Annotated in this window: 23 protein-coding genes and 6 tRNA genes; 17 read left to right on the plus strand and 12 right to left on the minus strand. The window is 51.6% G+C overall.

Annotated features, from left to right (window positions below; all coding sequences use genetic code 11):
* Positions 1 to 28: 28 nt before the first annotated feature.
* Complete coding sequence (alaC, locus tag ACF2G4_RS09065; protein WP_215845992.1) at positions 29 to 1,264, minus strand: alanine transaminase; 1,236 nt, start codon at positions 1,262 to 1,264, stop codon at positions 29 to 31.
* A 118-nt stretch (positions 1,265 to 1,382) separates the two neighbouring features.
* Entirely contained in the window at positions 1,383 to 1,907 is a 525-nt protein-coding gene (locus tag ACF2G4_RS09070) for a GNAT family N-acetyltransferase (protein WP_215845990.1), read from the minus strand.
* 278 nt (positions 1,908 to 2,185) lie between these two features.
* Between ACF2G4_RS09070 and ACF2G4_RS09075 the strand changes: the two genes are divergently transcribed.
* Both ACF2G4_RS09075 and ACF2G4_RS09080 read left to right on the plus strand, forming a co-directional pair.
* A complete protein-coding gene (locus tag ACF2G4_RS09075) occupies positions 2,186 to 3,856 on the plus strand; it encodes a sensor histidine kinase (RefSeq protein ID WP_332627350.1) in 1,671 nt (556 codons plus the stop codon).
* Positions 3,853 to 4,575 (plus strand): LytTR family DNA-binding domain-containing protein, encoded by a 723-nt coding sequence (locus ACF2G4_RS09080; RefSeq protein WP_215845988.1) that lies wholly within the window; start codon positions 3,853 to 3,855, stop codon positions 4,573 to 4,575. The genes ACF2G4_RS09075 and ACF2G4_RS09080 overlap by 4 nt, the downstream gene beginning before the upstream one ends.
* A gap of 34 nt (positions 4,576 to 4,609) precedes the next feature.
* On the opposite strand, the gene glk is transcribed toward ACF2G4_RS09080, so the two are convergent.
* Complete coding sequence (gene glk / locus ACF2G4_RS09085; RefSeq protein ID WP_215845987.1) at positions 4,610 to 5,575, minus strand: glucokinase; 966 nt, start codon at positions 5,573 to 5,575, stop codon at positions 4,610 to 4,612.
* A 162-nt stretch (positions 5,576 to 5,737) separates the two neighbouring features.
* Positions 5,738 to 7,387 (minus strand): thiamine pyrophosphate-binding protein, encoded by a 1,650-nt coding sequence (locus tag ACF2G4_RS09090; protein WP_409075916.1) that lies wholly within the window; start codon positions 7,385 to 7,387, stop codon positions 5,738 to 5,740.
* A gap of 218 nt (positions 7,388 to 7,605) precedes the next feature.
* On the opposite strand from ACF2G4_RS09090, the gene mgrA reads away from it, so the two are divergent.
* Together mgrA and ACF2G4_RS09100 are read left to right on the plus strand one after the other, a co-directional pair.
* Positions 7,606 to 8,595 (plus strand): L-glyceraldehyde 3-phosphate reductase, encoded by a 990-nt coding sequence (gene mgrA / locus ACF2G4_RS09095; protein WP_243077461.1) that lies wholly within the window; start codon positions 7,606 to 7,608, stop codon positions 8,593 to 8,595.
* Positions 8,596 to 8,770: 175 nt separating this feature from the next.
* Positions 8,771 to 9,142 carry a DUF2502 domain-containing protein gene (locus tag ACF2G4_RS09100; RefSeq protein WP_243077460.1) on the plus strand — a complete coding sequence of 124 codons (372 nt, stop codon included), beginning with the start codon at positions 8,771 to 8,773 and terminating at the stop codon, positions 9,140 to 9,142.
* Between the two features lie 51 nt (positions 9,143 to 9,193).
* On the opposite strand, the gene ACF2G4_RS09105 is transcribed toward ACF2G4_RS09100, so the two are convergent.
* The gene (locus ACF2G4_RS09105) at positions 9,194 to 10,435 is read right to left on the minus strand and encodes an Nramp family divalent metal transporter (protein WP_215845981.1); all 1,242 of its coding nucleotides are present in this window, start codon (positions 10,433 to 10,435) and stop codon (positions 9,194 to 9,196) included.
* Positions 10,436 to 10,802: 367 nt separating this feature from the next.
* On the opposite strand from ACF2G4_RS09105, the gene ACF2G4_RS09110 reads away from it, so the two are divergent.
* The 5 genes from ACF2G4_RS09110 to ACF2G4_RS09130 all read left to right on the plus strand — a co-directional run bounded on the left by ACF2G4_RS09110 (position 10,803) and on the right by ACF2G4_RS09130 (position 16,460).
* Positions 10,803 to 11,996, plus strand: a complete 1,194-nt coding sequence (locus ACF2G4_RS09110) for a NupC/NupG family nucleoside CNT transporter (protein ID WP_243077459.1) — start codon at positions 10,803 to 10,805, stop codon at positions 11,994 to 11,996.
* 205 nt (positions 11,997 to 12,201) lie between these two features.
* Positions 12,202 to 13,287: an LLM class flavin-dependent oxidoreductase gene (locus ACF2G4_RS09115; protein WP_243077458.1), complete on the plus strand. Its 1,086-nt coding sequence runs from the start codon at positions 12,202 to 12,204 to the stop codon at positions 13,285 to 13,287.
* A complete protein-coding gene (locus tag ACF2G4_RS09120) occupies positions 13,287 to 14,267 on the plus strand; it encodes an ABC transporter substrate-binding protein (RefSeq protein ID WP_409075917.1) in 981 nt (326 codons plus the stop codon). Before ACF2G4_RS09115 ends, ACF2G4_RS09120 begins: the two co-directional genes overlap by 1 nt.
* Positions 14,264 to 14,854, plus strand: coding sequence for a cysteine dioxygenase (locus ACF2G4_RS09125; RefSeq protein ID WP_332627317.1), 591 nt, complete (start codon positions 14,264 to 14,266; stop codon positions 14,852 to 14,854). Before ACF2G4_RS09120 ends, ACF2G4_RS09125 begins: the two co-directional genes overlap by 4 nt.
* Positions 14,847 to 16,460, plus strand: coding sequence for a rhodanese homology domain-containing protein (locus ACF2G4_RS09130; RefSeq protein WP_243077456.1), 1,614 nt, complete (start codon positions 14,847 to 14,849; stop codon positions 16,458 to 16,460). The genes ACF2G4_RS09125 and ACF2G4_RS09130 overlap by 8 nt, the downstream gene beginning before the upstream one ends.
* Positions 16,461 to 16,561: 101 nt before the next feature.
* Here ACF2G4_RS09130 and ACF2G4_RS09135 read toward each other — a convergent pair.
* Positions 16,562 to 16,637 (minus strand) — tRNA-Ala (locus ACF2G4_RS09135).
* Between the two features lie 46 nt (positions 16,638 to 16,683).
* Positions 16,684 to 16,759 (minus strand) — tRNA-Ala (locus ACF2G4_RS09140).
* A 372-nt stretch (positions 16,760 to 17,131) separates the two neighbouring features.
* Here ACF2G4_RS09140 and ACF2G4_RS09145 point away from each other — a divergent pair.
* Both ACF2G4_RS09145 and ACF2G4_RS09150 read left to right on the plus strand, forming a co-directional pair.
* The gene (locus ACF2G4_RS09145) at positions 17,132 to 17,920 is read left to right on the plus strand and encodes a formate/nitrite transporter family protein (protein ID WP_215845976.1); all 789 of its coding nucleotides are present in this window, start codon (positions 17,132 to 17,134) and stop codon (positions 17,918 to 17,920) included.
* Positions 17,921 to 18,030: 110 nt separating this feature from the next.
* Entirely contained in the window at positions 18,031 to 18,384 is a 354-nt protein-coding gene (locus tag ACF2G4_RS09150) for a YfeC-like transcriptional regulator (protein WP_215845975.1), read from the plus strand.
* A 35-nt stretch (positions 18,385 to 18,419) separates the two neighbouring features.
* Here the strand turns inward: ACF2G4_RS09150 and gltX are convergent, their stop codons facing one another.
* Positions 18,420 to 19,835 carry a glutamate--tRNA ligase gene (gltX, locus tag ACF2G4_RS09155; RefSeq protein WP_215845974.1) on the minus strand — a complete coding sequence of 472 codons (1,416 nt, stop codon included), beginning with the start codon at positions 19,833 to 19,835 and terminating at the stop codon, positions 18,420 to 18,422.
* A 271-nt stretch (positions 19,836 to 20,106) separates the two neighbouring features.
* On the opposite strand from gltX, the gene ACF2G4_RS09160 reads away from it, so the two are divergent.
* The 5 genes from ACF2G4_RS09160 to ACF2G4_RS09180 all read left to right on the plus strand — a co-directional run bounded on the left by ACF2G4_RS09160 (position 20,107) and on the right by ACF2G4_RS09180 (position 21,024).
* Positions 20,107 to 20,182, plus strand: a tRNA-Val gene (locus ACF2G4_RS09160).
* Positions 20,183 to 20,233: 51 nt separating this feature from the next.
* Positions 20,234 to 20,309: transfer RNA gene (locus ACF2G4_RS09165), tRNA-Val, on the plus strand.
* A 41-nt stretch (positions 20,310 to 20,350) separates the two neighbouring features.
* Positions 20,351 to 20,426, plus strand: a tRNA-Val gene (locus ACF2G4_RS09170).
* Positions 20,427 to 20,430: 4 nt separating this feature from the next.
* A tRNA-Lys gene (locus tag ACF2G4_RS09175) sits at positions 20,431 to 20,506 on the plus strand.
* 173 nt (positions 20,507 to 20,679) lie between these two features.
* Entirely contained in the window at positions 20,680 to 21,024 is a 345-nt protein-coding gene (locus ACF2G4_RS09180) for a FlxA-like family protein (protein ID WP_243077455.1), read from the plus strand.
* Here the strand turns inward: ACF2G4_RS09180 and ACF2G4_RS09185 are convergent.
* On the minus strand, positions 21,021 to 21,941 hold the full coding sequence (locus ACF2G4_RS09185) for a LysR family transcriptional regulator (RefSeq protein WP_215845972.1): 921 nt from the start codon (positions 21,939 to 21,941) through the stop codon (positions 21,021 to 21,023). The two genes, ACF2G4_RS09180 and ACF2G4_RS09185, sit on opposite strands and share 4 nt — an antisense overlap.
* A 95-nt stretch (positions 21,942 to 22,036) precedes the next feature.
* On the opposite strand from ACF2G4_RS09185, the gene ACF2G4_RS09190 reads away from it, so the two are divergent.
* Entirely contained in the window at positions 22,037 to 23,047 is a 1,011-nt protein-coding gene (locus tag ACF2G4_RS09190; RefSeq protein WP_243077454.1) for a bile acid:sodium symporter family protein, read from the plus strand.
* 36 nt (positions 23,048 to 23,083) lie between these two features.
* Here ACF2G4_RS09190 and ACF2G4_RS09195 read toward each other — a convergent pair whose 3' ends face one another.
* The 3 genes from ACF2G4_RS09195 to zipA form a co-directional block, all read right to left on the minus strand.
* On the minus strand, positions 23,084 to 23,302 hold the full coding sequence (locus ACF2G4_RS09195; RefSeq protein ID WP_215845970.1) for a DUF3820 family protein: 219 nt from the start codon (positions 23,300 to 23,302) through the stop codon (positions 23,084 to 23,086).
* A 1-nt stretch (position 23,303) separates the two neighbouring features.
* Positions 23,304 to 25,322, minus strand: coding sequence for an NAD-dependent DNA ligase LigA (ligA, locus tag ACF2G4_RS09200; RefSeq protein ID WP_215845968.1), 2,019 nt, complete (start codon positions 25,320 to 25,322; stop codon positions 23,304 to 23,306).
* A 74-nt stretch (positions 25,323 to 25,396) separates the two neighbouring features.
* A complete protein-coding gene (gene zipA, locus ACF2G4_RS09205; RefSeq protein WP_215845966.1) occupies positions 25,397 to 26,383 on the minus strand; it encodes a cell division protein ZipA in 987 nt (328 codons plus the stop codon).
* Positions 26,384 to 26,547: the final 164 nt, after the last annotated feature.

A 26,547-nucleotide genomic window follows, 5' to 3' on the forward strand; every position in this document is an offset into this window, starting at 1 on the left:
GCGACATCGCTGTCGCCCCAGTTGGCTTTTACGCCTCTTCTTCCAGACTTTTTACGCTGCCCGGCAAAATGCCATCGGCGCGAAACATCGCTTTAATTCCCCGCACCGCCTGTCGAATACGATCGCTGTTCTCAATCAGAGCAAATCGCACATGGGTATCGCCGTAATCACCAAAACCGATGCCCGGCGAGACGCAAACTTTCGCTTCTTGCAGCAGATGTTTAGCAAACTCCAGCGAACCCAGATGCGCATAGTGATCGGGAATCTTGGCCCAAACGTACATTGAAGCTTTTGGATTATCGACCATCCAGCCCGCCTCGTGCAGCCCTTTTACCAGCACATCACGTCGACGTTTATACTGCTCGGCAATATCGCGCACGCATTGCTGATCGCCTTCCAGCGCCGCAATGGCAGCAACCTGTAGCGGCGTGAAGGTACCGTAATCGTGGTAACTTTTTATCCGCGCCAGCGCTGAAACCAGCTCTTTGTTGCCAACCATGAAACCGATTCGCCAGCCCGCCATATTGTAGCTTTTTGACAAGGTAAAGAACTCTACCGCCACATCGCGGGCGCCGGGCACCTGCATAATCGACGGCGCTTTCCAGCCGTCATAGACGATGTCAGCGTAGGCAAGATCGTGAATCACCAGCACGTTGTACTGTTTAGCCAGCGCAATGACGCGCTCGAAGAAATCGAGTTCCACGCACTGTGCGGTGGGATTGGACGGGAAGCCCAGCACCATCATCTTGGGTTTGGGATAGCTTTCACGGATGGCGCGTTCCAGTTCGTTGAAGAAATCAACGCCCGCCACCAGTGGAACAGAACGCACCTGCGCACCCGCAATCACCGCACCATAGATATGAATCGGATAGCTGGGATTTGGCACCAGCACGGTATCGCCGTGATCGAGGGTAGCCAGCATCAGATGCGCCAGACCTTCCTTCGAACCGATGGTGACAATGGCCTCCGATTCTGGATCGATTTCAACCTCGTAACGCTCGGCGTACCAGCGCGAAATGGCGCGACGCAGGCGTGGAATGCCTTTGGACGTTGAATAGCCATGCGTGTCGTCTCGCTGGGCAACCTGACACAGCTTTTCCACGATATGGGGCGGCGTTGGGCCGTCAGGATTTCCCATCGAAAAGTCGATAATATCTTCGCCGCGTCGACGCGCAGCCATCTTCAGTTCGGCAGTGATATTGAAAACATACGGAGGTAAACGTTCGATACGCGAGAAACGACGGGGTGTGCTGTTATCAGCCATGGAGTCCTCTGGATTACGTTAGCGCCCGGACCGTCCGAGCGACGCTGGTCACTGCGGTGACCTGAACAAGAACATAACGTGGCGATAACAAGTTTGTCGAGAGCCGCAGAAAATTATTTTATTTTTCCTGATTCAGCCGACCCAGCACCCAATCGTTTACCCAACGACCGTTTAGCAGATAATTATCCCGCAGTGTACCTTCAAGCTGAAAACCGTTTTTTTCCAGAATCCGCCGCGACGGCCAGTTGCCCTCAATCACCATCGCCTTGAGTTTGTGAAAATCAGCTCTGAGCAAAAACTCACACAGCGCCGCCAGCGCTTCACTGCCAAAACCCTGGCCGCAATGACGGCTTAACAGCATGTAGCCCACTTCCGCCTGACGATAAGGCGCCCATTCCGGGCTACAACCAAACAGGCCAATAGCTTCACCGTTATCGCGCCGCCGCGCGACCAGACACAACATGTGAAAACTGGTGGTTTGCCATGGTGCGAGGCGCTCGTGAAAACGCTGGCGCAGGTCGGCCTCATCAGGAATTTCACTCACCCACGTCATGGTGGTGTGGTCTTCATGTACGGCGCGAAACAGCTGCCAGTCTTCAGACTTCAACGTACTTAAAATTAATCTGGATGTGGTTAAGTGCATTACTCTGCTCCCGTTCGCGGCGAGTTAGTGGTTACTGGCACGCTTTGTCCTGGCAACATAGCAAACCGGTTGATTGACAACCAGCGTCTCGCACATGAAAAACAGATCCCCTTTTTATCACTCAACCTTTCCTCTTTTGTGATTTTTAAGCAGATAAATTGATCTGGCGAAGAAACATCGCGCTTAACGTTGATCGCAGCTAGCGGATCGCGATCACATTTTTTATCATGGCTATCACCTTTTCCTACCAAGAGTCGCCTGTGTCTTCCCACTTCACGATGTTGCTGGCGGTGTTTGATCGTGCCGCGTTGATGTTGATCTGCCTGTTTTTTCTGACGCGCACTCGCCTTTTTCGCCAATTGCTGCAAAAAGATGAACACACGCCGCTGGAGAAAGTGGCCGTCACCGGCATCTTTTCACTGTTTGCGCTGTTCAGCACCTGGTCAGCCGTTGAGGTAGACGGTTCACTGCTTAATGTCCGCGTGATAGCGGTGATGGCCGGCGGCATTCTGTTTGGTCCTTGGGTCGGCATCGCCACCGGTATTATCGCGGGTTTGCATCGCTTCCTGATCGATATCCACGGCGTGACCTCGGTGCCTTGCCTCATTACCAGCATCATTGCCGGGGTTGTGGCTGGCGGCATTAATCGTCGGGTGTTAAAAGAGCATCGCTGGCGCGTCGGTATTCTTGGCGGCATGCTGTGCGAAAGCCTGACGATGCTTTTGATCGTGCTGTGGGCGCGCCCCACCTCTGTTGGTTTAGCGATTGTGTCTGAAATCGCGCTACCGATGATTTTAGGTGCCTCCAGCATTGGCTTGATCGTGTTGCTGGTGCAAAGCGTCGAAGGTGAAAAAGAGGCAATCGCCGCACGGCAGGCCAAGCTGGCGCTGGATATCGCCAATAAAACCTTGCCGCTGTTTCGTCAGGTTAACAGCGAATCATTGCGTAAAGTTTGCGATATTATTCGACGTGATATCAAAGCAGATGCGGTGGCAATGACCAACAAACAGCAGATTCTGGCCTATGTCGGTTATGGCGAAAAAAACTATCAGCACGGCGACGATGACATCAGCCCCACCACTGCACAGGCCATTGCCAGTGGAAAAATAATCATCAGAAACAACGATGAAGCGCATCGAACCAAAGACATTCATTCGATGATTGTGATCCCACTGTGGGAGAAGGGCAAAGTCACCGGCACGCTGAAAATCTACTATCGCCGCGCTCACCGCATTACGGGATCGTTAAAAGAGATGGCGATTGGCCTGTCGCAAATCATCTCTACGCAATTAGAAGTGTCACGCGCCGAACAGCTACGTGAGATGGCCAATAAAGCGGAACTGCGTGCTTTGCAGAGTAAAATAAATCCCCATTTTCTGTTTAACGCACTGAACGCAATCTCCTCTTCCATTCGCTTAAATCCCGATACGGCGCGCCAGTTAGTGATCAACCTTTCTCGCTATTTGCGTTACAACCTTGAGCTTAATGACGATGAAATCATCGATATTAAAAAAGAGTTGTGGCAGGTCAAAGATTACATTGCGATAGAGCAGGCACGCTTTGGTGACAAGCTCACCATGATTTATGACGTCGATGAGGATTTGCACTTTTCGCTGCCGAGCCTGCTGATTCAGCCGCTGGTGGAAAATGCCATCGTACACGGTATTCAGCCCTGTAAAGGCAAAGGTGTGGTCACGCTAAGCGTCAGGGATTTAGGCGATCGGGTGCGTATTTCAGTGCGCGATACCGGACAAGGAATCAGTGACGATGTGATAGCGCGAGTGGCACGTGATGAGATGCCTGGAAATAAGATTGGCCTGCTTAATGTGCATCACCGCGTAAAGCTGTTATCCGGTCAGGGATTAACCCTTGTGCGCCACCAACCCGGCACAGAAATTTCTTTCACCTTGAGTAAAAACGGCCAGTTACTGGTGGGGAGCCTTGCGTGAAAGCGATCATCGTTGAAGATGAATTTTTAGCCCAGCAAGAGTTAAGCTGGATGATTCAGCAACACAGCCAAATTCACATTGAAGCCTGTTTTGATGATGGACTGGATGTCCTGAAATACCTGCAACAACATCGCGTTGATGTGATCTTTCTCGACATCAATATCCCGTCGCTGGACGGCATGTTGCTGGCGAAGAATATTAATCAGTTCGCCCATAAACCGTTGATTGTTTTTATTACTGCCTGGAAAGAACATGCTGTGGAGGCGTTCGAACTTGAGGCTTTTGACTACATTCTTAAGCCCTATCACGAATCACGCATTGTCACTATGCTCAGCAAGCTGGAGGCGACCTGGCAACAGCAGCATACGCAAACGCCTGCCGCCCATGTCTCGCAGACCGTAAATTTGCAAAAGGATGAGCGCATCATCGTTACTGACGTCAATGATATTTATTACGTCGAAGCGCATGAAAAATTGACGTTTGTTTATACCCGACGCGAAGCCTATGTGATGTCGATGAACATCAGTGAATTTTGTTCCCGCCTGCCCGAGCAACAGTTTTTCCGCTGCCACCGCTCTTACTGTGTGAATCTCAATAAGATTCGTGAGATTGAGCCGTGGTTCAACAATACCTATCTGCTGAAACTGCGCGATCTTGAATTTCAGGTGCCGGTGAGTCGCAGCAAGGTGAAAACCTTCCGCCAACTGATGCGTTTATAGCGAAAAAAAACGGCCCGCAGGCCGTTTTAAAACGTTAAAGCTCGCGTCCCAGTGTCTGACGCAAATGCGCGCCTGCGCCTAACAAGCCCGGCTGATCGTGAGTGATCATGTAGACGGGGATATCCGCCACGTAATCGCGGAAGCGACCCTTGTCTTCAAACGCGGCGCGGAAGCCAGACGCTTTGAAAAATTCCAGGAAGCGCGGCACGATGCCACCAGCGATATACACGCCACCGAAAGTACCAAGGTTCAACGCCAGGTTACCGCCAAAACGGCCCATGATGACGCAGAACAGCGACAATGCACGACGGCAATCAATGCAGCTGTCGGCCAGAGCACGTTCGCTGACATCTTTCGGTTTCAGGTTTTCCGGTACGCGATGATCCGCTTTCACGATAGCGCGATAAAGGTTCACCAGGCCAGCGCCCGAGAGCACGCGCTCAGCTGAAACGTGGCCCAACTCTTCACGCAGCACTTCCAGAATTTGATCTTCTTCTTCACTGTTTGCCGCGAAATCGACGTGGCCGCCCTCGCCCGGCAGGCTAACCCAACGTTTATCCACGTGGACTAAATGGCTGACACCTAAACCGGTGCCTGCGCCATAAATCGCAATCGGCTTATCTTTGATCGGTTCTTTGCCGCCAAACTGAATCATGTTTTCAGCGCTTAACATCGGGATCGCCATCGATACCGCGGTAAAGTCGTTAATGATCTCAAGGTGTTCGAAACCGATGTTCTCTTTTAACGTGCGCGTTGAGAACGCCCAGTCGTGGTTGGTCATTTCAACCCAGTCATCGGTAATGGGGCAGGCAATGGCAATACAGCCATCTTTAATGTCCTGCTTTTGTTCATCAAGATAATGGCGGATGACGGCTTCGAGGCTGTCGTATTCTGATGTTGAGAATGTTTTGGCCTGGGAGATGCTGCCGCTTTCCACCTCACACAAGGCGAGACGGGCATTTGTGCCGCCGACATCGCCGACCAAGGCATAGGTTGTCATTCTTCTGTTGCTCCGCTTGGGGTCTTTAAGAGTTGGAGGACACTATAAAATCCTGCCCATAAAACAACAACGCTCACCGGTGGGAAAGGTGAGCGTCTAACTCAAGGTGATGCACAGCCTAACCGCGATAGCACGCAGTGCACAGCGGCAACTTTCTGAATCTTATCCGCTGTTACGTTGATTCAGGCACGCCGTGACTTTACGCAGCAGGGGCGGCAGGTCATCTTTCTGCATAACGACTTCCACCAATGTCAACCGCTGCGGCTCGGCAAGTCGCGCCATCACTGCTTGTAACTGTACGGTTTCACTGATGCGCCAACTCTGCGCCTGGCCGTGCAGGCTAAGGGCTTGCGGCAGCGCCGTCCAGTTCCACTGGGCGATATCATTGTAACGTTGTGTTGCGCCATGAATTGCACGCTCAACGGTATAACCTTCATTGTTCAGTAGAAAAATGATCGGCTGCTGATTATCACGCAGCATCGAACCGAGTTCCTGAATGGTTAACTGCGCCGAACCATCACCAATAATCAAGATAACGCGCTGATCAGGTTTGGCGGTTTGTGCGCCAAAAGCTGCCGGTAAAGTATAGCCGATTGAACCCCACAATGGCTGCACCAGCAATTGCGCCTGTGAAGGTAAACGCAACGCAGCCGCACCAAAAGCAGCGGTGCCTTGATCAGCAAGGATAATGTCGCCCGGCTGGATAAATGTTTGCATCGCACGCCAGAACGCGTTTTGGCTGATGTAAGCCGCATCTTCAACGGGTATGCAGGGTAAAGCCGCTGGCGCAAGTGACCAGCGTGATGCATAACGCTGAAACAGCGTGAGCAGTACTTCAAGGGCTTCATCCATGCCGATCGCGAAGTGTTGTCCCGCCACACTGGCGCTTTCAAGTTGCAAATCAATAAGCTTTTCGGCGGTAAATTGCTGGGTAAAGCCTGCTGTCAGGGTATCGGTAAAACGCACGCCAACGCAGATCGTGACATCAACCTGCTCAATTAACGCGCTGACATTGCCTTCGCTGGCTTTACCTGCGTAGGTACCGACATAACCGGGCTGTTGTTCATCCAGCACCCCTTTACCCATCAACAAACTGGCGCAAGGAATGGCACGTTCAGCCCGGAGATCAGTCAGCGCAGCTTGTTGCTGGCAGCGCAACGCCAAAAAATCGGCTAACAATGAGACGCGCTGAGCTGAAGATAACAACGTTTCCGCAGCCAACTGGAAATCAACGCGTGCTTGCGGTGAGGATTGAAGAGTAAAATTCAGCTGCTGGGTTGGTGGTTCAACGTCGATTTGCGCCACATCCACCGACAGCATCAAATATCCCGGTCGCTTTGCCTGCATCGCGCTAATAATGACCCGATCAATTTCTGCCGTGGCGTTTTCTGCACTGAGCTGCGCGGTGGCAACGCAGACTTCCTGCGCCATACGAATGAAATGGCCAAAGTCGCCATCACCCAACGAATGGTGAACGCAATCACCCTGCTGCTGTGCCTTGCTGGAAGGCGCGCCAACAATGTGGATCACCGGCAGGTATTCTGCGTAGCTCCCCGCAATGCCATTAATGGCGCTGAGTTCACCGACACCAAAAGTCGTCAGTAACGCCGCAGCGCCGTTGCAACGTGCGTAACCATCGGCGGCATAGGCCGCATTAAGTTCATTGGCGCAGCCAACCCAGGCTATTTCAGGGTGGCTGATGACGCGATCAAGGAATTGCAAGTTGTAGTCGCCTGGCACGCCAAAAAGATGGTTCACACCCATCTCCTGCAGGCGTTTCAGTAAATAATCACCAACGGTAAAAGAGGCCATAATCAGATCATCCTTTGGGAGATTGTCCTTTTGAGTATCCAACATGACGCTGAATCAGCGAGAAATTCGACGCGCATCGCCGGGGATTAGTTGGCAAGCTAACGTTACGATGGCAGATAATTCCGTAAATGTGAGATCCATGACGCGTTGCGACTAAGTGTAAACGTATACACTGCTATGCTTTCGGCTCATTATCTCGTTTGAGACAGGAACGCTGTATGACCTCTTTCCCGCATCCCGATCGTTATCAACAGATGGAATACCGCCGCAGCGGCCGTAGTGGCCTCAAATTGCCAGCCATTTCGCTGGGGTTATGGCATAACTTTGGCGACAGTACGCGCGTCGATAATAGCCGTGCGCTGCTGCGCCATGCTTTTGATCGTGGCATCACCCATTTTGACCTGGCTAATAATTACGGCCCGCCACCGGGTTCGGCGGAAGAGAACTTTGGCCGTATCCTGCGCGAAGATTTTCGACCTTATCGTGATGAATTAATTATCTCGACCAAGGCGGGCTACACCATGTGGGATGGCCCTTACGGCGATTGGGGATCACGCAAATATCTGGTTTCCAGTCTTGATCAAAGCCTGAAACGCATGGGGCTGGAATATGTCGATATCTTTTATCACCACCGTCCTGACCCAGAGACGCCACTGGAAGAAACGATGCGCGCATTGGATCATGTGGTGCGTCAAGGCAAAGCGCTGTATGCCGCTATTTCGAATTACCCCGCCGATCGCGCGGCTGAAGCCATTGCTATTTTGCGCGATCTCGGCACGCCATGCCTGATTCACCAGCCGCGCTATTCGATGTTCGAACGCACGCCGGAACACGGTTTACTGCACACGCTGAAAGATAACGGTGTTGGCTGTATCGCCTTTTCACCGCTGGCGGGCGGCGTGTTAACCGATCGCTATTTGCAAGGCATCCCGGAAGATTCACGCGTTGCCAGCGGCAGTAAATTCTTGCAGGAAAACCAGCTGACCGATGAGAAAATGGAAAAAGTGCGTAAGCTGAATGTGGTGGCGCAGCAGCGTGATCAAAAGCTGGCACAGATGGCGTTGGCTTGGGTACTGCGTGATGAAAGCGTAACGTCAGTGTTGATTGGTGCCAGTAAAACTGCGCAGATTGACGATGCCGTTGAAATGTTAGCGCAACGTCAGTTCAGCGAAGCAGAACTGGCGGCGATTGAAGCTGCTTTAGCGTAATAAATCTTGTGTAACCGCTTTCTCGCCCGGTTTTCACCGGGCATATTCCCCGCCAGAAAATTCTCAATTAAGATTATCCCTACAACATTCAGACAAAATCTAAACGATACGCTGGCAGTAAAATGGCAGAATAGCGCCACGGTAGCGGTCACAAGCTACTGATTAGGAGATAATTATGAAACGTGCAATTCTGTTTGCCGCTTTGCTGGCAAGCCTGTCGCCGCTGGCGATTCACACAGCTCAAGCAACAAGTGCTTCAATCGACCTGGCGCCTGGCGTCACGCTGCATCTTGGCGATCGCGATCGTCGCGGTTACTTTTGGGACGGTGGTCGCTGGCGCGAACCGCGCTGGTGGAACGATCGTTACTCCTATAATGATCGCCGCTGGTGGCGACATGAAGAGTGGCGTCGCCATCAAGAAAGGGAGCGCGAACGCCACTGGCAAGCAAAAGAGCGTGAGCGCCGCTGGAAACATGAACATCGTCGTGATCATCACGACCGCCACGATCGTCATGACCATCACGATCATTGGGACCATCGTCATTAATAAAAAAGCCCGGTTAACAATAACCGGGCTTTTTTTGTTTTGGCGGAAGGGCTACAGACCTAACACTTCACCGACCAAAAGATAGATATTCAACGCCACCACCAGCAGTACGATTAAACGTCCGGCGTTTTGCATCAAACGTGAATTCACCATCTCATCGCCCATAATTTCGCGATTACCGGTAAATGACAGCAGCGGAATCAGCGCCAGCGCGATACCAAAACTCAGCAGCACCTGGCTGAACACCAGAATGCGCGTGGGATCCCAGCCGGCCCAAATCACAATAAATGAGGGTAACATCGTCACGGTACGACGTACCCACAGCGGAATGTGGAAGCGGATAAAGCCTTGCATCACCACCTGCCCCGCCAGTGTTCCCACCACGGTTGATGAAAGACCGGCAGCCACCAGACTCAAACCAAACACGGTGGCTGCGGCATGGCCCAATAACGGTTGCAGCGTGAGATAAGCCTGATCAAGATCGGCGATTCCGCTGTGGCCGCTGAAGTGAAATGCCGCCGCGGCCGTCGCCATCATGGCCAGATTCACAAAGCCGGCAATCGTCATGGCAATCGCCACATCTAACTTAGTTGAGGAATATCGCTCGCCTTTAGTGCCGCGCGTGTCACCTTGGGTTAATGCTGAATGCAGATAGATAACGTGCGGCATGATGGTTGCGCCTAATACGCCAGCCGCAAGGAATACCGCATCAGAAGTCGGTAATGATGGCAGCGCCATCCCCATTACCAGTTCGCTGACTTTGGGCTGCGAGAAGAACAGCTCAACGATATAGGCCGCTGCAACAAACAGCAGCAAGCCACCAATTACCAGCTCAAGCGGTTTTTGCCCACGGCTTTGTAGCATCAATATCAGGAAAGTGGCGATACCGGTGAGCACCGCGCCTTGCATCAGCGAGATACCTAATAATAATTTGAAACCGAGTGCTGCACCGATAAATTCAGCCAGATCGGTGGCCATGGCGATGATCTCCGCCTGCACCCAATAAAACCAGACTGCAGGCCGGGGAAAGCGATCTCGGATGTGCTCCGCCAGGTTTTTACCTGTGGCGATGCCCAGCTTGGCTGACATTAACTGGATCAACATCGCCATGATGTTGGCCCAGACCACCACCCACAGCAATTTGTAGCCATAGGCAGCACCAGCCTGAATATTGGTCGCAAAGTTACCCGGATCGATATAGCCAATAGCGGCGATAAACGCGGGCCCTAACAATGCAAGTTTTACTTTTCTTGCTCCGCGAGCGGCTCGCTCGGCGGCACGGCTTTCAAACATAATTTCTATCCTGTCTGAACGTAAGTTCACCCGTGCAGTTTACGGGTCCGCCTTTACCATTAAAATTTGGTTATGATTATTGTTCTAATAGATAGTGCTATAAAGTATAGCCTTTGCTATACCTTGAGGCAAAGAAAGTGCTGATAAAATGTGAACAACCGTTTCACTCTACTCGCGGTTCAAATTATAGACAATAAGTTTGTGGATATTCGCTGTGTACTTTTTGTAAACAAGACGTGATCGGTGAGAGTTTTCTGAGAAATAGCGTGATAGCGAATACTTATATTGTGGAACAGATCTCGTTTTTAAGTAACGCGTTACATAGAATACGCAGCAAAATACAACTCTCCTCAAATTTGGAGCAAACATGTCCCCTGTTTTGCATTTTCTTTTAGCACTGGTGGTAGTCGGCGTGTTGGCCTTGTTGGTCAGCCACGATCGTAAAAGTATTCGCATTCGTTACATCGTTCAGCTTCTGGTTATTGAAGTCTTGCTGGCGTGGTTCTTCCTTAACTCCGAAGCAGGTCTTGGATTTGTGCAAGGTTTTGCCGGGATATTTGACCATCTGTTGAAATACGCCGCAGAAGGGACGAACTTCGTTTTTGGCAACATGAGTGAGAAAGGCCTCGCCTTCTTCTTCCTTAATGTGTTGTGCCCGATTGTCTTTATCTCTGCGCTGATCGGTATTCTTCAGCACTTCCGCATTCTGCCGTGGGTTATTCGTGGCATCGGTACCGTGCTGTCAAAGGTTAATGGTATGGGTAAGCTGGAATCCTTTAACGCCGTTAGCTCTCTGATTTTGGGACAGTCAGAAAACTTCATCGCCTATAAGGATATTCTCGGCAAAATGTCACAACGCCGCATGTACACCATGGCAGCAACAGCCATGTCTACTGTGTCGATGTCAATCGTCGGCGCGTACATGACGATGCTGCAGCCAAAATATGTGGTGGCCGCGCTGGTGCTTAACATGTTCAGCACCTTTATCGTGCTATCGCTGATAAACCCGTACCGCATAGACAGCGAAGAGGATCTGCAATTACAGGATTTACATAAAGGCCAGAGCTTCTTCGAAATGTTGGGCGAATATATCCTCGCCGGTTTCCGCGTCGCGATTATCGTAGCGGCGATGCTGATCGGTTTTATCGCCCTGATTTCCGGCCTGAATGCATTGTTTGATCTTATCTTCGGCATTAGCTTCCAGGGTGTGTTGGGTTACGTCTTCTTCCCGTTTGCCTGGATGATGGGTGTGCCTTCGGGGGAAGCGCTGCAAGTGGGCAGCATCATGGCAACCAAACTGGTTTCCAATGAGTTTGTGGCAATGATGGATCTGCAGAAAGTGGCGGGTCAGCTGTCGCCGCACTCAGAAGGTATTCTTTCAGTGTTCCTGGTTTCCTTCGCTAACTTCTCCTCTATCGGGATTGTAGCCGGTGCCATTAAGGGTCTGAACGAAGAGCAAGGTAATGTGGTTTCACGCTTCGGCCTGAAGCTGCTGTACGGCTCAACCCTGGTCAGCGTGTTGTCTGCCGCCATTGCCGGCCTGGTATTGGCTTGGTCATAAAATTCGATTCATAAAGACAAAGGGCGAGCCTGACTCGCCCTTTTCTTCTGAGTTATTCCCATCGGTTATATCCGCTATAAACGTTCTCTCGCCGCCGCACGCCGCCTTTCGCCAGATAACGCAAATCCTTTGCACAATAACGAATTTCCATCCTGTGCCGCTCAGCCCGTAATTTTTCTTCATGACTTAACATCAGGAGAAAAAAATGAGCATTCAGTTTCTCGGTATGATTGGCCATCGCCTGGCTTCCGAAATCATTCCTGCCAGCGGACCGCTGTTCGATAAAAACTATATCGCCGATTTTGCCCGCGCTCATGAGCAGGCTGGATTCGATCGTATCCTGGTTGGATATTGGTCTGATCAACCCGATGGTTTCCTCGTCACCGCTCATGCGGCAGCTAATACGTCACGCATTAAATTTTTGCTCGCGCATCGCCCCGGCTTTGTCTCGCCCACGCTGGCAGCACGCAAGTTGGCAACGCTTGATCATCTGACTGATGGACGACTGGCGGTGCATATCATTAGCGGTGGCAGCGACAGTGAACAGCGTCGTGACGGTGATTACCTCAATAAAGCCGAACGCTATGCACGCACTGACGAATTTCTCAGTGTCCTGAAACAGAGCCTGACATCTGGTGAAGCTTACGATCACGACGGCCATTTCTATCAGGCTGAAAAGGCGTTTTCAGCCATCAAACCGGTGCAAAATCATCTTCCGGTTTACTTTGGTGGATCCTCTGAGGAAGCGATTGATGTCGCTTCACGCCATGCAGACGTCTTTGCTTTATGGGGCGAACCGCTGGCGGGTGCAGCCGAAACGGTTCGCAGCGTGCGCGCTGCTGCTGCAAAACATCATCGCGAGATTAAATTTAACATCTCGTTTCGACCGATACTGGGCAGCACGGAAAAAGAAGCCTGGGAGCGCGCCGAACATATCCATGAAACCGCGCGTCTGCAGCTGGCAGAAAGCGGCTATACCTTTGGCTTGCCAAAACCACAAAGCGTTGGCGCACAGCGTTTGCTGGATGCCGCTAATCAGGGCGATCGTCACGATAAAGTGTTGTGGACCGGCATCGCAAAACTGGTAAGCGGTGGCTACAACTCCACGGCGCTGGTCGGCACGCCTGATCAGGTTTCCGATGCTTTGCTGGACTACTATCGCCTTGGCATCGACAGCGTCTTAATTCGCGGCTTCGATCCGCTGAATGACGCATTGGAATATGGTCGTGAACTGATTCCGCTAACCCGCGAAAAAGTTGCCGCGTTGGGCAGCGAAAGAAGGAGCGCCTGATGCGACGGGCGGCCCTTTTTGCTGGTTTAACGCTGGCACTGAGTCTGAATCCCCTGTTTGCAGCGGAAAAAGTGGCACTACGCTTAGGCGATGTAAAAGGCGATCGCTTCGCCGCGCTTAAAGCCTCTGGCGAGCTGGATAATCTTCCTTATGAATTGAAACTCACCGCCTTTGATTCTGGGGCGCCGGTGCAGGAAGCGCTGAATGCTGGCGCCCTGGATGTTGGCTTTACCGGCGATTTACCGTTTTTGTTTGTTTATGCTGCGGGCGCACCGGTAAAAGCGGTCGGCGCCTGGCAGAATAATCCCGACAGCATTGCGCTGCTAACCCGTCCTGATGCGGGTATCAAAAGCTTGCAGGATCTCAAGGGCAAGCAGATTGCGGTAAACCGTGGCGGATGGGGACACTACTTGATCCTTGGCTTGCTGGAGCGCGCCGGACTTAAACCTTCGGACGTTACGCTGCGCTTTTTGAGCCCGGTTGACGGTCGTGCCGCGCTGACCTCCGGTGCAGTTTCGGCATGGGCGCCTTGGGAGCCCTATATTGCCACTTCAACCCAGGTTGATGGCACCGTTCGCGTACCCAATGGCGGCGGTAAAGGCGTGATGTCTGGCTATTCCTATGCGCTGGCGCGCAAAGAGGCGCTGAGCAATCCTGAAAAACGCCAGGCGATTGCGGACTTACTCACGCGCCTGGCGAAAGCGCAGGTCTGGGCAGAAAAGCATCCGCAACAGTTTGCCATTGTGCTGGGCAAAACCTTGAATATGCCGGCCCGCATCACGCAGAGTTGGATTGCCGATGCGCGCATTCGACCGCTGGTTTTTGATCAATCACTCATTCCTACGCTGCAAAAATCTGCTGATTTTTTCCATCGCTACGACGTGTTGCCACACGTGGTTAATGTCAGCGATGCGTTTGACTTCAGCCTGTCAGCGGGAGCCAATCAAATTGCCAAACACGCTGCAGGAGACAAATCGTGAGTGAATTACAACATCACCGCTTACGCGACTTTGTCGCACAGCTTGCTGCCCTGCTGGATAGCCAGCCGCAGGAGGCAGAAATTCTGGAAAAAGGCAGCGAGCTGTTGCGTCCGCTGCTGCAACAGGATGACTGGCTGGATGAAACCTTTACTCAGCCACATTCTGAACATTATCAGCAATATTTGCTGCATGCAGACGCGCAGCAGCGATTTTCAGTAGTGAGTTTTGTCTGGGGGCCAGGCCAGCAAACGCCGATTCACGATCATCGCGTTTGGGGCTTGATTGGCATGCTGCGTGGCGCAGAAATTTCACAATCCTTTTGCCTTACGCCGCATGGTTTGGCGGAAGAAGGCGTTCCGGTGAGACTTGAACCAGGCCAGGTTGAAGCCGTATCACCTCGCGTGGGTGACATTCATCGCGTGAGCAATGCATTCGACGATCGCGTTTCTATCAGCATTCACGTTTATGGCGCAAACATTGGTGCCGTGAAGCGAGCGGTCTACCGCGAAGATGGCAGCGAAAAAACGTTTATCTCCGGCTACAGCAACCGTTACTTACCTAATATTTGGGACCTTTCACATGGCTGAACAGACTTTTCCCCTGCGCGATGCCGCAGACATTATCCAGGCACTGCGCCAACAGCAGGAAATTGCGTTAGTCGATGTGCGTGATGAAGCGCTTTATGCCACAGGTCATCCACTGTTTGCCGTCAATCTGCCGCTATCCAAACTGGAACTGGAATGGCTCGATCGGATCCCTCGTCGTGATACAGCCATCACACTTTATGACAATGGCGAGGGCTTAGCCCAGGCGGCGGCAGAACGTGTAACACGTTGGGGCTACAGCAATATTACGTTGCTAAAAGACGATCTTGACGGCTGGAAAGCTGCTGGTGGCGAGCTGTTTATTGATGTCAATTCGCCGAGTAAAGCGTTTGGTGAGTTAGTTGAGCATCACAATCAGACGCCTTCGCTGACGGCTGAAGATGTCAATGCGCTGCTGCGCGAGAAGGCTGATGTGGTGGTGCTGGATGCTCGCCGTTATGACGAATATCACACCATGAGTATTCCAGACGGTGTAAGCGTGCCGGGCGGGGAATTAGTGCTGCGCGTGCGAGATTTAGCCCCTTCACCCGCTACCACGGTGATTGTGAATTGCGCTGGCCGAACGCGCAGCATTATTGGAACGCAATCACTGGTGAATGCCGGGATTCGTAATCCGGTATTTGCGTTACGTAATGGCACCATTGGCTGGAAGCTTGCAGGATTATCGTTGGATCACGCTCAAACACGACGTTATGGCGCCACCAGCGATACTGCGCAACGTCAAGCAGCAGCTCAGGCGCGACGAGTAGCCGATCAGGCAGGCGTTTTGCGTCTTGATAAATCCGCGCTGGCGCGCTGGCAGCAGGAGGCAACCACTTATCTGTTTGACGTACGCGATGGCGAGGAGTTTTCTGCTGGTCACCTGCCCGGCAGTCGTTCAGTGCCTGGTGGGCAGCTAATTCAGGAGACCGATCATTACGCTAGCGTACGGGGCGCGCGGATTGTTCTGCTTGATGATGAAGGTGTTCGCGCCAATATGACGGCATCGTGGCTAGCGCAACTGGGCTGGCAGGTGGCCGTGCTGGATGGATTAACCGCACAAGACTTTAGCCAACAAGGCGGCTGGCAACCCCAGGTTCCATCCGCACCAGCGGCAGAATTTATCTCGCCTACGCAGCTTTCCGAATGGTTAGCGCAGAACAATACGCAGGTACTGGATTTCACTACCCGCGCTAATCACGTGAAAAGCCATATTCCTGGCGCCGCCTGGTTGCTTCGCTCGACGCTTCAGCAACAGGGAAACAGCGCACTGCCCGCAGCTGATCGTTATGTTTTAACCTGCGGCAGTAGCCTGCTAGCAGGATACGCAGTAGATCACGTCGCAGCGCTCACCGGTAAACCTGTTTATGTACTGGAAGGCGGAAACGCGGCATGGCGCAACGCCAATTTACCTACCGAAACGGGTGAGCAAAACCTGTTATCACCGGCAATTGATCGTTATCGTCGTCCTTATGAAGGCACCGATATCGAACCCGCCGTCATGCAGGCTTATTTAGATTGGGAATATGGTTTGGTTGCGCAGTTAGATCGTGATGGAACACACGGATTCCGCGTATTGAAAGTTCAGCAGGAAGGTGTGCCAGCGTAGCGATATGGCGCAAAAAAGAGATATCACAACAGGGGCGGCAGCAATGTCGCCTTTTTTACAGATATTTTTTGAAATGCCTGAGAAATCAGGTCTTAAATGTTTGGTGGAGATAAGCGGGATCGAACCGCTGACCTCTTGCATGCCATGCAAGCGCTCTCCCAGCTGAGCTATACCCCCACATCTGAACATCGTTTTTACCGCGCCAAACTCTTGGGAAGAAGTTTGGTGGAGATAAGCGGGATCGAACCGCTGACCTCTTGCATGCCATGCAAGCGCTCTCCCAGCTGAGCTATACCCCCGAGCCGTAAAAACTGTCGCGTGAAGCGACGGACGGCATAATATGAAACCCCCTTCGGAGTGTCAACGGCAAAATCACTTTCTGTGTTCGATCGCTGAAAAAGGCGGCAATCATCCCGCAATGGCGCGCTACCGCTGCAGTAAGCGCCTCACTCCACTCAATTTTCTGCTTACATAACTGCAAATAAAGACAGAATATTCCAGCTACCTCAAGTTAAATAGCCGTTAAATATGTTATGGGAATTTTCTTGTTTTCACCGAAATGACATGTGAAACTTAGCGTGCTAATTAAGCGGCTGCGGGGAAATCTTCCTGTGCACCGCGCTTCTACCAGGCGTTTGACGCTCCACTATTCAAAAAACGATTGAGATAATATGTCGCTGCATACACCAAAAGAGATCGCTCAACTGGCGATTCAAGCCGGCGTGGTTAAAAGCCGTGCATCCTTCAGTACCTTAATGCTTTTAGGTTTCATGGCTGGGGCCTTCATCGCCACCGGTTTTCTACTTGATCTGCATGTTATTAACTCTTTACCCGCAGATTGGGGTTCGTTCGGCGGCTTTTTAGGCGCAGCCGTCTTCCCGGTAGGATTGATTCTGACGGTGTTGGCGGGCGGAGAACTGTTAACCGGCAACATGATGCTGCTGCCAATGGCGTGGTTCGCTCGCCGTATTAGCTTAGCCAGCGTACTGCGTAACTGGTTGTGGGTGACGTTGGCCAATTTCCTTGGCAGCGTTGCGGTTGCCTGGTTCTTTGGTCACATGCTTGGCATGACTGAGGGAGACTATTTAAAGAAAACCGTCGCCATCGCCACAGCGAAGGCCAATGCTGATTTTCTGCACGCCTTTATTTCTGGTATCGGTTGTAACTGGCTGGTGTGTCTTGCTGTCTGGCTGGCTTTTGCCAGCAAAGATGTTGTGGGCAAAATCTTTGGCATGTGGTTTCCGGTCATGGCATTTGTCGCCATCGGTTTCCAACACGTTGTCGCCAACATGTTTATCATTCCTGCGGCTATCTTTGCAGGACAGATGAGCTGGGCTGAATATTTCCCTAACTTTATTGCCGTGTTTTTGGGTAATGGCGTAGGGGGTGCAATTTTCGTTGGCCTCACTTATTTCCTTGCTTTCCGCCCTGCAAGCGAGCAAGCCAGCGCTGCTCAATAAATATTCCTGCCTTTTGTCGACAGGCAAAAGGCAATTTCCTCTTGAGTTACTTTCACACGTTACGATTTGCTGTAATATGTAGAGCTAATGTATTGAACAGGGACAGCATCGTGAAAAAGGAATGGCTAACCCCCGAAGAGCTTGCAGTTGAAACGGGTTACAGTCGGCAGACGGTGAATAAATGGATCAAGCGTGAGAACTGGACCACTACACCAAAGCCGGGTGTACAAGGCGGTAAGGCGCGATTGATTCATATTGATGAACGCGTTAAAAGCTTTATCCAGTCAACACGTAACCTGAATGAGCCCGCCGCCATTTATGGTGCTCAACCTAATTCATTACCTGCGTTATTAATAAGTTCTGTCCAGCAAATGACGTCAATTGAACAAGATATGTTAGCTGCATTGATTTTGCGGGAAGGAATAAAAGGCGTTTTGCAGCGTCTTGGAATTAGCGAAGAGTGAAAGAAGCCGGAAGCATGATGCTTCCGGCTTTATTTTTAGGCTTGTGCCTCGCGCTCACGAATAAAGGCCAGCGCTTTTTCGATACGCTCTACGCTACGACTACGACCAATCGCTTCTACGGTCACATCAAGACCCGGTGATTGGCCCACGCCAGTAACAGCGACACGCAGCGGCATACCTACTTTGCCCATACCCACTTCCAATTCATCAGCGGCATCCTGAATCGCCTGATGGACATTCTCAGCATTCCAGTCGCTAATAGCAGCCAGTTTATCGCGAACCACTTCCAGCGGCTGACGCGCTACCGGACGCAGGTGTTTTTTGGCAGCATCAGCATCAAACTCAGCGAAATCTTCATAGAAATAACGGCAAGTGGCCGCCATCTCTTTTAGCGTCTTGCAACGCTCACCCAGCAGCGTCACCAGTTTCGCCAGTTCAGGGCCGGTACGCGTATCAATTTTCTGCTCTTCAATATGCCATTGCAGATGTGTCGCCACATATTCTGGCGCCAGCGTATTAATATAATGGTGATTCAGCCACTGGAGCTTTTCCGTATTGAAAGCGCTCGCTGATTTGCTAACAGCATCCAGAGTAAACAGCTCTTTCATCTCTGGAATGCTGAAAATTTCCTGATCGCCATGTGACCATCCCAGGCGCACCAGATAGTTGAGCAGCGCTTCAGGCAGATAGCCATCATCGCGGTATTGCATAACACCCACAGCACCGTGACGTTTTGACAGTTTTTTACCGTCGTCGCCCAGGATCATTGATACGTGCGCATAAACAGGTACTTCTGCGCCAATCGCTTTCAGGATATTGATTTGGCGTGGCGTATTGTTGATATGATCTTCACCGCGAATAACGTGCGTGATCCCCATATCCCAATCATCTACCACCACACAGAAGTTATACGTCGGTGATCCGTCAGTACGACGAATGATCAGGTCGTCCAGCTCCTGATTACTGAACTCAATCGGTCCACGAATCTGATCGTCAAAGATCACTGAGCCGTCTTGTGGATTGCGGAAACGCACTACGCAAGGTTCATCCGCAGCGTGATGATCATGACTGTCACGGCAGCGGCCGTCGTAACGCGGTTTTTCACCGTTCGCCATTTGCGTTTCACGCAGCGCTTCCAGACGCTCTTTCGAGCAGTAACATTTATAGGCCGTGCCCGCTTCCAGCATTTCATCAATTACCGCGTTGTAGCGGTCAAAACGTTTGGTCTGATAATAGGGGCCTTCATTCCAGTCGAGGCTCAGCCAGTTCATACCATCCATAATAGCTTCGATGGCTTCCGGCGTTGAACGCTCAAGATCGGTATCTTCGATACGCAGAACAAACTCGCCTTGGTTATGACGAGCAAAAAGCCAGGAATAGAGTGCGGTACGAGCGCCGCCCACATGTAAATAGCCGGTCGGGCTTGGCGCGAAGCGAGTTTTGATTTTCATTGAGTATTGCCTTAAATGCGCGGGTTCTCTGTCTGAATGACAAAAAACGGGTTAGACGCGAAAAACAGTGCGCACATTCTAGCATCTGGTGGTGAATCCTCAATGCATGCGAGCTAACTGGGCCTGATGAAAGGGTTCCTTTCTGCTAATAAAACCAGCACATTGGCTAAAAGCGCTCCAGGATGTTTAAATTTAAACCGAACGAACATTTAAGTTTTAAAAACCGTTGACTCAAAATCAACTATCCCTATAATGCGACTCCACACAGCGGGGGTGATTAGCTCAGTTGGTAGAGCATCTCCCTTACAAGGAGGGGGTCGGCGGTTCGAACCCGTCATCACCCACCACTCTTTAATTAACGTTTAGAGTTGGCCCGCAGTGAACAAGAGATAAGATATGGGTGATTAGCTCAGTTGGTAGAGCATCTCCCTTACAAGGAGGGGGTCGGCGGTTCGAACCCGTCATCACCCACCATATCTTAGTCAGATGACGCTCTTGTTAAGCAGTACCGAAGTGGGTGATTAGCTCAGTTGGTAGAGCATCTCCCTTACAAGGAGGGGGTCGGCGGTTCGAACCCGTCATCACCCACCACTTCGGGTCGTTAGCTCAGTTGGTAGAGCAGTTGACTTTTAATCAATTGGTCGCAGGTTCGAATCCTGCACGACCCACCAATTCAGAGAAAAGCGCCTTTCAGGCGCTTTTTTCGTTTCTGCTGCACAGGTCTCAAACGTGCAGGTTCGACTGAATCGCCCTTCCCCACCTTTTCCAAATCTTAACACTCCAGGCACTCAAGCCATGATCGCCCTCGCCGATAACGATAATGTCTATTTGCAAGGAGAAAACCATGTCCTCAATATCTGGCATTTTAAGCAGTGCCGTTAGTACCGGCAGCAGTGGTGGTGGAAGTGTCACCTCTCAAATCTCAGCGTTGAATAAACAAATCCAAAGCGTCACCAAACAGATAAAAGAGTTATCTGACAATCAGGATCTTACTGACGACCAAAAATCTGAAATGGAGCAGATGTATGAGTCGCAAATTGCCATGTTGGAAGCGCAAATTGCACAGCTTGAGCAAAAACAGGCTGAGCAAGCGCAGCAGCAAACCGACAGTGCAAAGCAAAGCAGTGAAATAAAGGCGGACGGTGTAAATCGCCCGACGAGCAGTAATCAGATAGATGTCTACATTTAAAACGCCGGCTTAAGCGCGCGTTGTTGCGTCAGCAGCGTGGCCTGCTGACGCACTTCTTGCCATATCGCTTCCGCCGCAGGTGTTAACGAACGGTTTTTACGTTTAATGAGTGTCAGGCTGCGATTAATTTCGGGATATAAGCGTCGCACCGTTAATGCACGTCCTGCGGGTAAAGGCAAAGCAAGCGCAGGCAAAATGCTAATGCCAATGCCTGCTTCTACCATGGGGAAAAGTGTCGCGGGATGACCAATCTCCTGTACTACCTCGACATCAACACCTTGTGTACGCAGCGCTGCATCAATTAACACACGACTTCCCGAGGCATAATCCTGCAATACCATTACGCGCTGGTTGAGCATCGCCCACTGCGCTTGTTCAACACTCGCAAGCGGATCGTCATTGCGGCACAGTAATAAGAAAGGTTCATCAAGAATCGCCAGACAGCTAAAATCCGCATCGTTAAGCGGACCAATAACAATACCGAAATCAACTTCTGCGTTACGAACACTTTGTAAAACCCATTGTTGCACGCGGTCATGAAGGATCACTTTGATGTCAGGAAAGTTTTCCTGACTCGATGCCAGGCATTGCGGCATCAAATGCGCGGAGATAGTTTGGCTAGCGGCTATGCGTACAGTTCCACTACGTTGCTCGCCATAACTGCGAATATCTAACAGCGTCGTATTCATCTCTTCCAGCAAGCGCTCCATGCGTGAAGCCAGTTGGTGTCCCGCCTCAGTCAACTTAACCTCACGCGTGGTGCGGTCCAGCAAACGCACACCAATTTCAGCTTCTAATTCTTTAATGCTGTGGCTCACTGCAGACTGGCTCAGTCCGATCGCCTGTCCCGCCTGGCTAAATCCGCCGTGATGGGCAACAGCGACGAAGGTGCGAAGTTGACGTAATGTGTAATTCATCGAAATTACTCATAGATTGATGCAATAAATCAATTTTATTTCTAAACCCGCTTAACGCACAATCGGTTCATTGTAATTTTAACCGAGTTTTAACAATGGGATTTTTACGCATCGACCCGATGATGATCAAACTCATCATTACCGTGCTGCTCGCCTCTTTCTTACCGGCAAAAGGAGGCTTTGTTGATTTCTTTGAATACCTGACCACCGCCGCAATCGCCCTGCTGTTCTTTATGCACGGCGCCAAGCTTTCACGTGAAAAAATTATTGCGGGTAGCAGCCACTGGCAGCTTCACCTGTGGATCATGTGTAGCACTTTTGTGTTATTTCCTGTTCTCGGTTTACTGCTGGTGTGGTGGCATCCGGTCAATGTCGGTCCAGAAATTTATACCGGCTTCTTGTATTTATGCATTCTGCCGGCAACAGTGCAGTCGGCCATCGCCTTTACTTCCATGGCGGGCGGCAACGTGGCTGCAGCGGTTTGCAGCGCATCAGCGTCCAGTTTACTGGGTGTCTTTATCTCCCCGCTGTTGGTGAATTTGGTGATGGATGTTCACAGCAGCGCGCCAACCGACGGTCTGGAACAGATTGGCAAAATCATGTTGCAGCTGCTGGTACCGTTCGTGTTAGGTCATCTGTCGCGTCGCTGGATTGCGGGTTGGGTCGAAAAACATCGTGGTTTGATTGGAAAAACTGACCAGACATCCATCTTGTTGGTCGTCTACTCCGCCTTCAGTGAAGCGGTTGTAAACGGCATTTGGCATCGCGTGGGTATTGATACGCTGCTGTGGATCCTTGCAGGTTGTGTGCTGCTGCTGTTCTTTGCACTGCTGATCAACTACTTAGCGTCACGCCTGTTTGGCTTCAGCCGTGCCGACGAAATTGTAGTGTTGTTCTGTGGTTCGAAAAAGAGCCTGGCGAACGGTGTGCCAATGGCCAATATTCTGTTCCCGGCCAGCGCAATAGGAATGATTGTGCTGCCGCTGATGATCTTCCATCAGGTGCAGTTAATGGTCTGCTCGTTTATCGCCGGACGTTATAAGAAAACCAATGAAAAGCAGCTGGCGCAGCAGGTTAAAGCGACGGTTGTTGAATCTCAGAAATAATGACACCAATAAAAAGCCCGCAGAAGCGGGCTTTTTTTATTCACTGCGTTTTAACGGCATCACCAGCCCTTCTAAACCTTCAATCTTAATCGCTAGCGTGAACTGCATCATTTCACCCAAGCGACCTGAAGGAAAGTCACCGCAGCGGGCAAACCACAGCAGATAAGGTTCGGGCAGATCGATCAGCATCCGGCCTTTATACTTGCCGAACGGCATGGCGGTATTGGCAATCTCAACCAGTTGCTGTTTGTCCAATTTATACTCCTAGCAGGCGGATCATTTCAGCTTCGTCAATGATCTCAATGCCCAGCTCTTGCGCTTTAGCCAGCTTAGAACCCGCGGCTTCGCCAGCAATCAGCAAGTCGGTTTTCTTCGATACGCTGCCGCTTACTTTGGCACCTAACGCAATTAAACGCTCTTTTGCATCATCACGGTTCATCTGTGAGAGCGAGCCGGTTAAAACCACCGTTTTTCCGGCAAACGGGCTGTCGATCTCTTCAGCGTTGACCACTTCAACCTGCGGCCAGTGAATGCCAATATCATCAGTTAGCTGGCGAATAACCTCCCGGTTACTCTCCTCTTCCATGAAATTGCGCACATGTGCTGCCACCACTTTACCGACATCCTGCACGGCAATCAGTGCATCCAGATCGGCATCCATGACTTTCTGCAGATCGCCAAAATGGCCTGCCAGGTTCGCCGCTGTGGCTTCACCGACTTCACGAATCCCTAAGGCATACAGGAAACGCGCTAGCGTAGTGGATTTGGCTTTTTCCAACGCATCAACCACGTTCTGTGCCGATTTTGGCCCCATACGATCAAGGCCAGTTAATTTACCGGCGGTAAGGCGGAACAGATCGGCGGGCGTTTTGACGTACTCTTTTTCCACCAGTTGATCGATGATCTTGTCACCCATTCCATCAACGTCCATGGCACGTCGGGACACGAAATGTTTAAGCGCCTCTTTGCGCTGCGCCCCACAAATCAGGCCGCCGGTACAACGGGCCACTGCTTCCCCTTCAACACGTTCTACGTCGGAGCCGCACACCGGACAGTGGGTTGGGAACGTCACCTCACGCGCATCATCAGGGCGCTCCGTTGTCACGACATTCACGACTTGCGGAATAACATCACCCGCGCGGCGAATCACCACTTTGTCACCAATGCGTAAACCGAGGCGCTCAATCTCATCGGCATTATGCAAGGTAGCGTTGCTGACCATCACGCCCGCTACCTGGACCGGCTCAAGGCGCGCAACCGGCGTAATTGCGCCAGTGCGCCCCACCTGGAATTCCACGTCACGCACAAAGGTCATCTGCTCTTGCGCCGGGAATTTAAAGGCGATCGCCCAACGCGGCGCACGCGCCACAAAACCTAAACGCTCTTGCAACGCCTGTGAATCTACCTTGATGACGACGCCATCAATATCAAAACCCAGCGACGGACGCTGCTGCTCGACTTCGCGGTAAAATGCCAGTGCTTCTTCAGCATTACGTGCAAGGCGAATGCGATCGCTGACCGGCAAGCCCCAGGCTTTAAATTGTTGTAGCCGCTCCATGTGGCTGTGCGGCATTTCCCCACCCTCTAACAAGCCAAAACCGTAGCAGAAGAAGGTGAGCGGGCGTTTAGCCGTAATGCGCGGATCAAGCTGACGTAACGAGCCCGCAGCTGCATTGCGCGGGTTGGCAAACACTTTGCCATCGGTGCGGCGCGCTTCGTTATTCAACTTCTCAAAACCGCGCTGCGTCATGAAAACTTCGCCGCGCACTTCAAGACGTGCCGGGATGTTATCGCCTTTGAGACGTAACGGAATGGCGTGGATGGTGCGCACGTTAGCCGTGATATTCTCACCAGTGGTACCGTCACCGCGCGTTGCCGCCTGGATCAACAAACCGTTTTCGTACAACAAACTCACTGCCAAACCATCCAGCTTTAATTCGCAGCAGTAAGTAATGTCATCGCTACTTTTTAAGCGATCCTGCACGCGTTTGTTGAACGCGAGGAAACTGGTTTCATCGAAAGCGTTATCCAGCGACAGCATGGGAACTTCATGACGCACTTGTTCAAATACGGTCAAGGGTGCAGCACCAACGCGTTGCGTGGGCGAATCAGGTGTAATCAGGTCGGGATGCTGCTCTTCAAGCGCTCGCAACTCACGCATTATGCGGTCGTATTCAGCGTCCGGCACTTCCGGCGCATCCATAACGTGATAAAGATATTCGTGATGGCGCAGCGTAGTGCGCAGCTCGGTGATGTGATCCTGAACAGATTTCATAAAGCCCCATCAGATAAAAAACCCCCGACAAGCGGGGGTTTGCTAAAAACGTGTGTTAATTGTGCGCGTCGAACCTAAACGTCTACCACTTCGCGAATGCGAGCTTTGTAAGTTTCCAGCTTTTGCGGTGTCATCATGCGACGTTCATCATCCAGAACCACACCACCAACATCGTCTGCGATGCGCTGTGCTGACTGCAGCATCAGCTTAAAGTTCTGATGTGCGTCGCCATAGGACGGCACCATCATAAAGATGGAGATGCCTGGCGTGGAGAAGTCAGTCATGCCATCGGGATTGAATGAACCCGGTTTCACCATATTCGCCAGGCTAAACAGCACAGGGCCGCTTCCTGCTGGACTCAAATGACGGTGGAAAATGTTCATTTCACCAAACTGGAAGCCCGCCTGCAAAATACCCTGCAACAGCGCTTCGCCGTTTAACTCACCACCAGAATGTGCCGCTACGTGCAGCACTAAAACTGCTTCTTTCGGTTTGTTCGCCGGCGCTTTCGCCGGTTCAGGCGCAGCAATCACTTCTGGCTCTGGCTCCGGCTCCGCCTGATAGGCAGGTTCAGGTTGTGCAGCTTCAAGTGGATCTAAATCCAACAGCGGATCGGCCTGAATTGATTGCGGAATGAACGGCGACTCAGCAGGCTGCTGAGGAACCGGTTCAGGACGCGGCTGCGGTTTTGGCTGCGGCGCGGGTGCCAGAAGCGGATCGCTTTCAGGCTGAGGCGCAACAGGGCGTGCCGCAGGTTGGCGCACAGGCTGCGTTGGCGCTGGCTTTTGCGGCGCCTCCGGCTGTGGCTCACGAATAGTGTCAAAACGCGGTTCCTGATGGCTTGGGCGCTCGTTGCGCACACGCACTTCGCCGACGCCTTCTTCATCGTCGTCGCTCAGGTTCTCATCATCATGTTCGTCACGTTGTTTTAGACGTTTGTGCGGGCGATCGCGGAACACTGACGAGCGCTCTTTACGGCTGGTCCACAGCCCGTGAAGAAGGAGCGCTATAATGGCGATCGCGCCAACAACGATTAATATCAGACGCAAATCCTGCATCATTGTATTCTCTGTTGTTCCAATACCTTGCCACCGCGGCAAACTTTATCCTCTAACTGTATTTGCCCTGCTACACAAGTGCAAGTCTGTGCAGTATTTTCTGACAAATAAGTAGGACGCCCACGCTTTTTCGCTGTTTTTTTACCCAAACGGCATCTTACCATGAG

The organism is Pantoea phytostimulans (assembly GCF_046118715.1).
GTDB classification, from domain to species: domain Bacteria; phylum Pseudomonadota; class Gammaproteobacteria; order Enterobacterales; family Enterobacteriaceae; genus Pantoea; species Pantoea phytostimulans.